9 protein-coding genes are annotated in these 7969 nt (G+C 70.3%); 2 read left to right on the top strand and 7 right to left on the bottom strand.

The genetic code is table 11. The features are described 5' to 3' along the window. From FXN61_RS44950 to FXN61_RS44935, 4 genes are all read right to left on the bottom strand, one after another. A partial coding sequence (locus FXN61_RS44950; RefSeq protein ID WP_167979929.1) for a transglutaminase TgpA family protein occupies positions 1-1660 on the bottom strand: 1660 nt, incomplete at its 3' end. Continuing rightward, positions 1657-2778 carry a DUF58 domain-containing protein gene (locus tag FXN61_RS44945; RefSeq protein ID WP_167979928.1) on the bottom strand — a complete coding sequence of 374 codons (1122 nt, stop codon included), beginning with the start codon at positions 2776-2778 and terminating at the stop codon, positions 1657-1659. The genes FXN61_RS44945 and FXN61_RS44950, both read right to left, overlap by 4 nt. A 3-nt stretch (positions 2779-2781) precedes the next feature. Continuing rightward, positions 2782-3741, bottom strand: a complete 960-nt coding sequence (locus FXN61_RS44940) for an AAA family ATPase (RefSeq protein ID WP_246293033.1) — start codon at positions 3739-3741, stop codon at positions 2782-2784. After that, positions 3738-4298: a fibronectin type III domain-containing protein gene (locus tag FXN61_RS44935; RefSeq protein ID WP_167979927.1), complete on the bottom strand. Its 561-nt coding sequence runs from the start codon at positions 4296-4298 to the stop codon at positions 3738-3740. The genes FXN61_RS44940 and FXN61_RS44935 overlap by 4 nt, the downstream gene beginning before the upstream one ends. Here FXN61_RS44935 and FXN61_RS44930 point away from each other — a divergent pair. Then, the gene (locus tag FXN61_RS44930) at positions 4297-4512 is read left to right on the top strand and encodes a hypothetical protein (RefSeq protein ID WP_167979926.1); all 216 of its coding nucleotides are present in this window, start codon (positions 4297-4299) and stop codon (positions 4510-4512) included. The two genes, FXN61_RS44935 and FXN61_RS44930, sit on opposite strands and share 2 nt — an antisense overlap. Positions 4513-4715: 203 nt before the next feature. Here FXN61_RS44930 and FXN61_RS44925 read toward each other — a convergent pair whose 3' ends face one another. Genes FXN61_RS44925 through FXN61_RS53770 form a run of 3 tightly spaced genes read right to left on the bottom strand, consistent with a single transcriptional unit; the run spans position 4716 to position 7590 of the window. Then, positions 4716-5597: a hypothetical protein gene (locus FXN61_RS44925; protein WP_167979925.1), complete on the bottom strand. Its 882-nt coding sequence runs from the start codon at positions 5595-5597 to the stop codon at positions 4716-4718. A 50-nt stretch (positions 5598-5647) separates the two neighbouring features. After that, positions 5648-6901: a sensor histidine kinase gene (locus tag FXN61_RS44920; RefSeq protein WP_167979924.1), complete on the bottom strand. Its 1254-nt coding sequence runs from the start codon at positions 6899-6901 to the stop codon at positions 5648-5650. Continuing rightward, positions 6898-7590, bottom strand: a complete 693-nt coding sequence (locus tag FXN61_RS53770) for a response regulator transcription factor (RefSeq protein ID WP_246293032.1) — start codon at positions 7588-7590, stop codon at positions 6898-6900. Before FXN61_RS53770 ends, FXN61_RS44920 begins: the two co-directional genes overlap by 4 nt. 85 nt (positions 7591-7675) lie before the next feature. Here FXN61_RS53770 and FXN61_RS44910 point away from each other — a divergent pair. Continuing rightward, on the top strand, positions 7676-7969 hold a 294-nt coding region (locus tag FXN61_RS44910), incomplete at its 3' end, for an AfsR/SARP family transcriptional regulator (protein ID WP_167979923.1).

Here is a 7969-nt window from a genome sequence, read left to right as displayed (position 1 = left end):
GGAACGGCGAGCGCTGCCCCTCCGGCTCGGCCTGCTGGGACGGTCCTGGTGCCACCGGCGGGTCCTGCGGGTCGTCCGGCAGCTTCTCCCGCGCGTCCTGTGTCGCCGCGGTCAGGCCGTTGTCCTTGCCTGCGCCGCGCGTCGCCGCGCCTGCCGGGTCCAGCGGCACCCAGCCGACGCCGTCGACCGCCACCTCCGGCCACACCAGCGCATCGTCGTTGTAGACCACGTACTCACCGCCGGACTTCCGCTCCGGGGTGCGATATCCGACGACGAGACGGGCCGGGATGCCGAGCATCCGCGCCAGCACCACGTACGCGCCGGCGAACTGCTCGCTCGTGCCTTCCTTGGTGTCCAGCAGGAACCGGCGCAGCTGCGGCCAGCTCTGCCCGCCGGGGCCGTCCACCCGCCGGTAGTGCTCCCGCAGGAACCGTTCGAGCTGCAACGCCGACGTGAAGCTGGAACGGACCCCCTTGACGGCCCCGGTGGCGAGCTCGGCGACACCGGGCGGCGGCGTGCCCACGCCGTTCAGGCCGCCCAGTGCGGGGTCGGTCGCGAATCCGTTGAGCGAACCACCGACCTGAGGCTGCCACCAGCTCAACCCGTAGCCGACGTCCGTCCTCAGTGGACTCGGCGCGAGCAGGCTGCCCTCGGTTTCCTCCACCAGCGGGTCGGCTCCGCTCACCGCGGCCGGCCACGGCTGGCTCGGCAGCCACCTCGTCCCCGTCTCTCGCAGGCTGATCACCGCTTCCCTGCGCGTCACCGGGACGTCGAGTGCGGGCGGTGGAAGCTCGGTGCCGAGCCTGCGATACCGGCTGCCGGCCGCCCAGGTGACGCCGTCGTAGGTGTCGAGCACGACGATCGGCCACCGGTCGGGCACGCACTCGTCGCACGCCGGCCGCACGCTGAACACCGGATCGTCCGGATGCGCGCGCCGGTAGGCGACGTCGTCGAGCGGACTGGTCATCCTGGCGGACACCGGCACGAGCTGGTCCTGCTTGAGCGAGTAGGCGGGACCGGGCATCGGCACGAGCAGGCCGATCACGACCACGAACGCGGTGACGACGAGCGGCGCCGGCAGGAACGCCAGAACGGACTGGTGCTCGTCCGACGGACGGCTCACCACGAACAACCCCGCGGCGACGGCGACATAGGAGAGCGCGGCCACAACGGCGGTGAGTCCGGTGAGCGCGCCGAACAGCTGGCTCAGCACGACGACCAGCAAGCTGGGAACCAGTGCGAGCACGGGCTTCTTCAGGCGCAGCACGATTTCCAGGCCGAACACGCACGCCGGCAGCACGAGCAGCGGCACGAACAGCATGAGCTTCGCATCGGGCCGGGCAGGCCAGGTCGACTGCAGGGTGAGCTGCCACGAGTCGGTGACGCCCTCGGCGAGCTGGGCGAGCGTCGTGCCACTGGGCAGCCCTGCGACGGTCGTCGGGAACAGCAGCACTTCCACGACGGCCAGCAGTCCGGCCAGCGTGACGATGAGCGGGCGCCACGCGACGAGCGACTCGCACAGCAGTGCGGCGCCACCAGTGACCACGGCAACGACCGCGATGACCGGGAGCAGCGCGCCGACACCGAAAACGGGCGCGAAACACAGCCCGGCCACGGCAGCGGCGAGGACGACGAACGCGACGGGCAACCGCTCCTTCACGACCGCACCTCGTTCCACAGCCCCACCACTCCGGCGGCGTCAGCGGCGGCCAGTACTCGCGCACCCGGCACGTGACCGGCGTTCCCGTCCGGGGTGAGGGCGAGCAGGAAGATCGAGGAGTAGCGGGAGCGAAGCGCGGAAAGCTCCGACACGTCCGCACCCCCGGACGTCACCACGGCAAGACAGCCACCCTGGTGCCGGACGGTCGACAACAGGGTCCCCACCCCGGTGCTCCGCCGCATCAGGCAGAGCTGGTCGAGCAACTGCCGCGCCGCCAGCGGCCCACCCGCTGTGGCGACGTCCGTGCCGCACGAGGTCAGCAGCCTGGCGTGGTGCCCGGCGAGCGCAGCGGAACGCAGCAGTGAGGCGGCGATGTCCACCGCCTCCTCGAAAGCGAACTCCGGCATCGCGGACGCGCGGGTGTCGAGCACGACGGTGAGCCGGGGCTGGTCGGGGTCGGCGGATTCCTTGACCATCAAGCGTCCGGTGCGCGCGGTCGCCTTCCAATGGATGTCGCGCACCTCGTCGCCAGGCTGGTACTCGCGCAGCTCACGAAGGTCGAGCGACCCGCGCAGGTGCTCGTTCGACCGGCCCTCGTGGTGGTGGCGCGGGAAGCCGCCGGTCCGTGCCAGCGCGGGATGTGAGCGCGGGTGCACCCACAGCGTCACCGTGTCGCCGACGGTCAAGCTGTTGCGTGCCAAGCCGAACGGATCGGTGCGGTACAGCCTGAGCGGGCCGACCGGCATCCTGCCCCGCACCGGCGTCGGCAGGTGGTAGTCGTACGGCCGCGAGGCGCCCGGTGCCAGGCCGTGCACCCGGACCGTGCGGTGGAACCCACCGGCGGTGTCCCTGGCGAGGAACCCGCGCTGCCACCTCGCGGAACTGTTGCGCACCTTCAGCTTTCCGAGCGCCTGCGAACCACGCTCGACGCGGTCCGGGTACACGTCACGCGTCACCTCGACACTCACCCGCCCGAACGTCACGAGCACCGCGGCCCCCACCGCGACCAACCCCGCCAGCGCCAGCAGCAGGAACAACGGGTAGCGCCCCCAGAACCCCGCCGCGCCCACGCCCAGTGACACCACCAGAACGGCGGTGCCCCGCACGGTCAGCCTCATGACCTAGCGGCCCGCGGCGCTCATCGTCGGCGCCGGGGTGGTCGCGAGCACCTCCGCCACGACGTCCGCGGCGGAACGCTGCTTCAGCTCGGCCTCCGCGGTCAGCACGAGCCGATGCGCGAGCGCCGGCACCGCGACGTACTTGATGTCGTCCACGGTGACGAACGAACGACCCGCGGTGGCCGCCAGCGCCTGCCCCGCCCGCACCAGTGCGATGCTGCCGCGTGGGCTCGCACCGAACCGCACCGACGCGTGGATCCGCGTCGCGGCGCAGATGCGGGCCGCGTACTCGCAAATCGCCCCGTCGATGAACAACCCGCGGACCTCGTTGATCGCCTCCACCAGAGAGGCGATCTCGACCACCGGCTGCAGCCGGTCGGCGTTCATGCCGGTGCAGTTGTTCATGATGATCGACACCTCGTCGGCGACGTCCGGGTAGCCCACGGACAGCCGCAGCAGGAACCGGTCGAGCTGTGCCTCGGGCAGCCGGTAGGTGCCCTCCATCTCGATCGGGTTCTGCGTCGCCACCACCAGGAACGGCGACGGCACCGCGTGTCCCACTCCGTCAACGGTGACCTGGCGTTCCGACATCACCTCGAGCATCGCCGACTGGGTCTTGGGCGTGCCGCGGTTGATCTCGTCGGCCACGACGACGTTCGCGAAGACCGCACCGGGGTGGAAGGTGAACTGCTCTTCCTTCTGGTGGTACACGGTGACACCGGTGATGTCGCCCGGCAGCAGGTCGGGGGTGAACTGGATGCGGCTCCAGCTCCCGCCGATGCTGCGCGCGAGGCACCGCGCGAGCGTCGTCTTGCCCAGTCCCGGCACGTCCTCGACGAGCAGGTGGCCCTCGGCGAGCAGCGCGACGATCGCCAGCCGCACGACGTCCTGCTTGCCCCTGATCACCAGCTGGACGTTGTCGGAGATCGCCGTGAACACCGCGGCCGCACGCATCTGATTCATTCCGTCCATTCCAGGCGGTTCGAGGACACCCCGCCGGCCGTGACCCACACGGTGTGGCCGGCGCCGTGGTAGTAGAAGGCGGTGAGCGTCGCGGAGCCCTGCCCATCGGTCGTGAGGGTGTGACCGGGGTTGTCGTATCCGGAGTCCGTCGAATGCGGGTCCACCTTGTACCTGGTCTCCGACTCGAAGCCCGTCATGACGATGCGCATCCAGTAGCAGTTCGGCTGGCCGCATTCGGGTGCGAAGGCGCCCTTGGTGAGTTCGATCTTCTTGGTGCTCGGAGGCGGCACCTGGCGTGCCGTCGCCGGCGTTCCCCGGCCCGCGCTGTTCTGCGCGACGACGGTGACCGTGAACGGGTGGTCCGTGCCCTGCCAGATGCCCTTGATGACGTACGAGAACGTGTTGCCGGGCACCGAGGCCGAACCGGAGCGGCCACCCTCGCTCTGCCACGAGATGTGGTACGCGGTCACCGGTGCGCCGTTGGGCGGCGCGGCACCCCACGTCACGGTCGCATCGACCTGCTTCGTCGAAATGGCGATGGCGAGGTTCTGCGGCATGCCGGGCGGCGTGACCGGGATCGGCGGAGGAGCTGTCTGCGGTGGCGGGGCGGGCGGATTCGTGCGCGTGGGTGGCGGCACCGGCCTGCCCGTGTTCGGCGGCCCCACCGGCCGGTCAGCGGGCTTGTCGGCGGGCTTGTCGGCCGGCTTGTCCGCGGTCGGCTCGGTGGGCGGCGGTACCGGCTGCCTGGCTCGTCCGGCTTCGCGCCGATGACGGGCACCGGCTGCAGCGAACCGTCCTTGTCCACAACCACGACGTGCTTGCCCTCGGCGCCGTCGACGTACACGCGCGCGTCCTCGCCACGGCGGAGTTCGGGCTTGCCCTTCTCCTGAGGGAACGGCGTGGAGTGCTTCTGGCGACCCTGGTTGTCGTAGGTGCGCACCGAGTTGCTCTTGCGGTCGAGCAGCACGAGGGACTCACCGCTGACCGACGGACCGTCGTACTCTCCTGCCTCCAGCTGCACGGTCGCCGCGGGAGGACGCTGCTCGGCGAGCGCGCCCTTCTCGTCGACACGCGCCTCCACGAGGTGGATGCGGCTCGTGGACGGGTCGGAGCACCGCCACCTTGCCTGCGGCGTCCGCGGGAGCGATCCGCGCGTTCGGTGGCGCGTCGACACCGAGCTTGACGGCGGCACCGAGACCCGTTGCCTCGACCACGCTCATCGTGTCGGCGGTGGTGTCCACGAACAGAACCTTGTCGCCGCTGACGGTGAGGCCACCGGAGTGGCCGGCGGGCGCCATGGGGCGGCAGTCGAGAGCGGCCGCGCCGCGCGCCGCCTTGCAGATCGCCCCGGAGTCCGTGCGGTGCACCCACACCGTGCCGTCGCTGGTGGCGACAGGCGGTCCTACCGGGCCTCCCGCCGACATGACCTGCGGGTCCAGGCCGAGGCGCACGATCTGGCCGCTCTGCCGGAAGACCGAATAGGCCCCGCCCGCGGTCTCGATCGGCACCGACGGCTCGCCCTTGACGGGCGCCGGCACCGTCGCCTCCACGGACAGCGTCGACTTGCCGAAGATCGTCACGTCGTCCTTGCCGACGACGTAGCCGTGGGTCCCGTCCTGCACGACCTGGCTGCCGGGGGTGAGGCCGGGAACGGACACCTGCGTGTCGGACTTCTTGGTCGCACCGTCGACGTGGACCACCAGTCCGAGGTCCGTGTTCGCGATCCAGTGCCCTGTCGGCATGAACTCGAGGCCGGGCACCTGTTTCGCGGCACCGGTGAGCGCCAGCGTCACGGTAGCGACGACGGCGATGACCAGGCCGAGCAGCGGCCAGCGGGAGTGCCTGCGTTCACTCACGGAACACAGAGTAACGACGTCGGTACACGAAACATTCGAGATCGGTACATTTATCGCGGCCCGATGGGCAACGCGATCTCGAAGATGGCCCCGCCGGTCTCCGACCGGTAGATCCCGAGCGTGCCGCCGTGCGCGTGCACGATCCGTTGCACGAGGTAGAGGCCCAGTCCCGTCGACCCGCCGCTGCTGGTGAACCGCTGGAGTGCTCGCTGCGCGGCCACCGGGTCGAGCCCCGGTCCCTCGTCGGCGACCACGACCCGGCCGTTGCCCACGCTGACGTGCACGACCGGGTCGGTGTCCGGCAGGTGGCCGTGCTGGATGGCGTTGCCGATCAGGTTCTCGACCGCGCGCCCGATCATGTCCGGGTCGGCGTCCACCCTCGTCGGCACGGCCGTGAAGATGATGCGGGCGCCATCGGCGGGAATGTCCTCGACGACGGCGGAGACGAGCTGGTCGAGCTGCACCGACTGGATGGCGAGCTGCTGCACGCCGGCCTCGAACTTGGCGTGCATCAGCTGTGTGCCCACGATTCCGCCCATCCGCTTGGACAGCCGCATGATGCGCGGCAGCACCTTGCCCATGCTCCCCGGATTGCGCATCGCCGTGTCTGCGAGCGCACGCAGCCCGGTGACCGGCCTCTTCAGGTCGTGCGCGATGCCGTTGAGCATCTCCTCGTGCTGGTCGAGCGCCATGGCCGCGGGTTTGATCGCGAGTCCGGAGAGAACGTGGCCGGTGCCGCCGAGTGCGCCGATGAGGATCACACAACCCAGCGCCACGAGCAGCACGCGCCGGTCACGCCGATCCTTCTCCAGCTGCGCGTCAGCGTGCGCGACGACCGCACCGACGTACGGCCCGTTCGCGCTGGTGAACGGCTGCGCGTAGACCCGGACGAGCTTCCCGTCCAACGCACGCACATAGGCGCTCTGCGGCGCACGCGCGCGCACCGCGTCAGCGGCCAGCTGGCTCAGCACAGCCAGATCAACGTCCACACAGGACACACCGCTCTGGTACGGCTCGAACTGCCCGTTGCCGGCCGGGAGCACCGCGAACTGCGGGCACTCGACCGTGATCGAGTCCCCGAAGAGCCCTCTCGTGTCGAGCTTGCCGTCGGTGAACTCGAGCTGCCGCACCACCAGCGGTGGAACCCTGCGCAGGTCGGCGTCGAGCGCCTGTTGCCCCTTCTGCTCGTCCAGGTCGAGCAGGAGCCACGCGACCAGCAGCACCCCTGCCGCGTTCAACGCCGTGAACAGCCCGGTGAGCAGCCACCTCAGCCCGCGCAGCCGTGCCGCGGCCCCGGTGGTCACCGTTGAGCCTCCAGCCGGAAACCGACGCCGCGCACGGTGTGGATCAGCTCCGGTTCGAGCAGCTTCTGCCGCAGCCGTTTCACGACCTTGTCGACGACGTTGGACATCGGATCCGTGCTGGTGTCCCAGCAATGCTCGATCAGCTCTGACCTCGTCACGGTCGTGCCCGCCCGCGAGATCAGGTGCTCGAGCACGGCGAACTCCTTGTGGCTGAGGGTGAGCAGCACCCCACCCCGGCGCGTCTCCCGGCGCGCGCAGTCGACCTCGAGGTCCGCGTGGCGCAGCACGGACGGGCGAGCGCGCCCCGCCCGGCGGCACATCGCCTGGACGCGGGCGGTCACCACGGCCATGTCGCACGGCTTGACCACGTAGTCGTCACCCCCGTGGTCAAACCCGGCCACCCGGTCGGTGACGCTGTCCAACTGGGTCAGGAACAGCACGGGGGTGGCCCAGCCCTCCCTGCGCCGACGGTGCACGTACGTGATCGAGTCGCCGTCGGGCAGCAGCCTGTCGAACACGACGCAGTCGTAGTCCTTGCTGTTCAGCGCCCTGTCCGCACCCGCGATGTCCTCAGCGTCGTCCACCTCGAAACCCGCGGCCTCCAGCTCCACCACGAGAGCGATGCGCGTGTCTTCGTAGTCCTCGACGAGCAGAACTCGCGGAAGGACCCCTCCCGCCGGTCGTGTCATCAAAACCTCATGTGGTCACGGACATGGTTGGCGCTGTGACACCGATCGCCGCGCCTTCAGGGGCATCAGCAAGGGGCGTAACTCGATGATCTTCCACGTACTCGGTCCACTCGAGGCGCACTCCTCCACCGGCGCGGTCGTCGATCTCGGCACCCGCAAGGCCGGGACCGTGCTGGGGGTGCTTCTGCTGCACCCTAACGCCTGGGTGCGGACTGACGAGCTCGTCAGCGCGACGTGGCAGGAACATGCCGTGCCCGCGGCGGCGAAGGCGAACCTCAAGACGTACGTGTCCCAGCTGCGGCGCGCACTGCCCCCGTTCGGCGACGGCAACCGCATCGAGGCACGCCCTGGCGCGTACCGACTGCGGGTCGGCAGGGAC

Origin of the sequence: Lentzea indica (assembly GCF_012184385.1) — a bacterium.
Classification (GTDB): Bacteria; Actinomycetota; Actinomycetes; order Mycobacteriales; family Pseudonocardiaceae; genus Lentzea; species Lentzea indica.
This window is presented reverse-complemented; position numbering and strand designations above follow the sequence as displayed.

Bases quoted from the DNA above. Each gene is read 5' to 3' on its own strand.
- FXN61_RS44945 (WP_167979928.1), bottom strand. From the start codon at position 2,778: ATGAGGCTGACCGTGCGGGGCACCGCCGTTCTGGTGGTGTCACTGGGC.
- FXN61_RS44940 (WP_246293033.1), bottom strand. From the start codon at position 3,741: ATGAATCAGATGCGTGCGGCCGCGGTGTTCACGGCGATCTCCGACAAC.
- FXN61_RS44930 (WP_167979926.1), top strand. From the start codon at position 4,297: ATGCCGGGCGGCGTGACCGGGATCGGCGGAGGAGCTGTCTGCGGTGGC.
- FXN61_RS44935 (WP_167979927.1), bottom strand. From the start codon at position 4,298: ATGCCGCAGAACCTCGCCATCGCCATTTCGACGAAGCAGGTCGATGCG.
- FXN61_RS53770 (WP_246293032.1), bottom strand. From the start codon at position 7,590: ATGACACGACCGGCGGGAGGGGTCCTTCCGCGAGTTCTGCTCGTCGAG.